Annotated in this window: 2 protein-coding genes; one reads left to right on the top strand and one right to left on the bottom strand. The window is 77.5% G+C overall.

Annotated elements, in window-relative coordinates:
* Nucleotides 1-1,599: primosomal protein N' (locus CCN35_RS26400; protein WP_086794601.1), on the top strand; the 1,599-nt coding region annotated here is incomplete at its 5' end.
* 85 nt (nt 1,600-1,684) lie between these two features.
* Here CCN35_RS26400 and CCN35_RS26395 read toward each other — a convergent pair.
* Nucleotides 1,685-2,209: a hypothetical protein gene (locus CCN35_RS26395; protein WP_067397703.1), complete on the bottom strand. Its 525-nt coding sequence runs from the start codon at nt 2,207-2,209 to the stop codon at nt 1,685-1,687.
* Nucleotides 2,210-2,356 lie beyond the last annotated feature (147 nt).

Here is a 2,356-nt window from a genome sequence, read left to right as displayed (position 1 = left end):
GTCCCCGCTCGTACCGGCTCCTGGAGCCGGTACGAGCGGGGACCGGCCTTTCTGGCGGCGCTGGCCGGGGGCGGCTCGCCGCGTGCCGTGTGGAACGCGCTCCCCGGACCCGGATGGAGCGGGGAACTGGCCCGCGCGGTCGCCGCCACGCTCGCCTCGGGACGGGGCGCGCTCGTCGTCGTGCCCGACGGAAGGACCGCCGCCCGGGTGGACTGTGCGCTGACCGCCCTCCTGGGCGAGGGACGGCATGTGCTGCTCACCGCCGACGCGGGCCCCGAGAAGCGGTACCGGCAGTGGCTCGCGGTGCGCAGGGGGTCCGTGCGGGCCGTGGTGGGGACACGGGCGGCCATGTTCGCACCGGTGCACAACCTCGGGCTGGTGGCGCTCTGGGACGACGGGGACGACAGCCACAGCGAGCCGCACGCACCGCAGCCGCACGCCCGCGAGGTGCTGCTGCTGCGCGCCGTGCAGGACAAGTGCGCCTTTCTGCTGGGCAGCTGGAGCTGCACGGTGGAGGCGGCCCAGCTCGTCGAGAGCGGCTGGGCCCGGCCGCTGGTCGCAACGCGGCAGCGGGTGCGCGGGGCGGCTCCGCTCGTGCGCACCGTGAGCGACGGCGAACTCGCGCACGACGAGGCCGCCCGGGCCGCCCGGCTGCCCTCGCTCGCCTGGCAGACGGCCAGGGAGGGGCTGCGGCACGGGCCCGTCCTGGTGCAGGTGCCCCGCCGGGGCTATGTGCCGCGGCTGGCCTGCACACGGTGCCGGACGCCCGCGCGGTGCCGGCCCTGCGCCGGGCCTCTGCAGGCGCAGGACGACGGGGCGCTGCGGTGCGGATGGTGCGGGCGCGAGGAGACCGCCTGGCACTGCCCGGAGTGCGGCGCCTCTCGGCTGCGCGCCCAGGTCGTCGGGGCCCGGCGGACCGCCGAGGAGCTGGGGCGGGCCTTCCCCGCCGTGCCGGTGCGGACCTCGGGGCGCGAGCACGTGCTGGACACGGTGCCCGGCACCCCCGCGCTCGTGGTGAGCACCCCGGGCGCCGAGCCGGTCGCCGAAGGCGGGTACGCGGCCGCGCTGCTGCTGGACGGCTGGGCCATGCTCGCGCGGCCCGATCTGCGGGCGGGCGAGGACGCGCTGCGGCGCTGGATCGCGGCCGCCGCGCTGGTGCGGCCGCAGGAGGCGGGAGGCACCGTGGTCGTCGTCGCCGAGCCGGCCCTGCGGCCGGTGCAGGCCCTGGTGCGGTGGGATCCCGTCGGCCATGCGCTGCGGGAGCTGGCCGAACGCGCGGAGCTGGGCTTCCCGCCGGTGTCCCGCATGGCGGCCGTGTCCGGCCCTGAGGAGGCGGTGACCGGCTTCCTCCCCACCGTCGACCTTCCGCAGGAGGCCGAGGTGCTGGGTCCCGTCCCGCTCCCGGTCACGCCTCCCGGCCGCCCGCGGCGCCCGGGCGCGCCCCCGCCGGGGGAGCAGTGGGTTCGTGCCCTGGTCCGTGTCCCGCCCGGCCGCGGAGCCGCCCTCGCCGCCGCCCTGAAGTCCGCTCAGGCGGCCCGGATGGCCAGGGGAAGCGGGGAGACGGTCCGGGTGCGCATCGACCCGCCGGACATCGGCTGACGGACGCCCGCCGGGCCCCGGCCGCGCCATGACGGCCCGCCGGGGCCCGGCCGTGCCGTGAGCCCGCCCGGGGAGGACGATGGGGTCAGCCGTTGCGAGGGGCCGGGAAGACCGTGGGGCGGACCTCGTCGCGAAGGGCGGGGCTGCCGGCGGCGGACTGGGCCGGCATGGAACGGGCCGCGGGGATGCCGGTGCCGACGTTGACCGTGCGGGTGCCCGAGGGCTCGGAGGCGCGCTCGGCCTCGGCGGCTGCCTGCGCGGCGGCGCGGCGGGCGCCGTAACGGCGGTGGACGGCCTGCTTGGTGACACCGAGGGCGGAACCCACGGCGTCCCACGAGAAGCCCAGCGAACGGTCGAAGTCCACGGCGGCCGTGACCAGGCTCTCGACGCTGTCCCGCAGCTCCTGCGCGAGACGGACCGTCGGGGCGGGGGCGCGTCCGTAGACGACGAAGCCCGTGGAGGGGCCGGAGCGGCGCGGACGGTAGACGTTGCCCAGCTGGGCGGTGAGCGTGCGCAGTGCGTCCACCTGCCGGCGGACCCGCTCGATGTCCCGCACCAGCAGGTGCAGACTGGCCCGGGCCTGGGCGTCGTGAGTTGCGTGGTCGGCCATGAACAAGCCTCTCGAACCGGCGTTGAAAGGAACCGGGCCGTGCGGACGGCCCGAGGGGTCAACTCTTTCTTGACCAACGCTCCTTCGCCCCGCTGGTCACGCGCGGGGGGCGTGGCGGCATATATGCACGCCCCCCGCGCGTGACCA

It is taken from the genome of Streptomyces thermovulgaris (genome assembly GCF_002155915.1).
In the GTDB taxonomy this organism is placed as follows: Bacteria; Actinomycetota; Actinomycetes; order Streptomycetales; family Streptomycetaceae; genus Streptomyces; species Streptomyces thermovulgaris.
The sequence above is the reverse complement of the archived record's forward strand: the minus strand, read 5'-3'. Positions and strand labels throughout refer to the sequence as shown.

Excerpts from the sequence above, each read along its gene's own strand:
- CCN35_RS26395 (WP_067397703.1), bottom strand. The coding sequence starts at position 2,209 with ATGGCCGACCACGCAACTCACGACGCCCAGGCCCGGGCCAGTCTGCAC.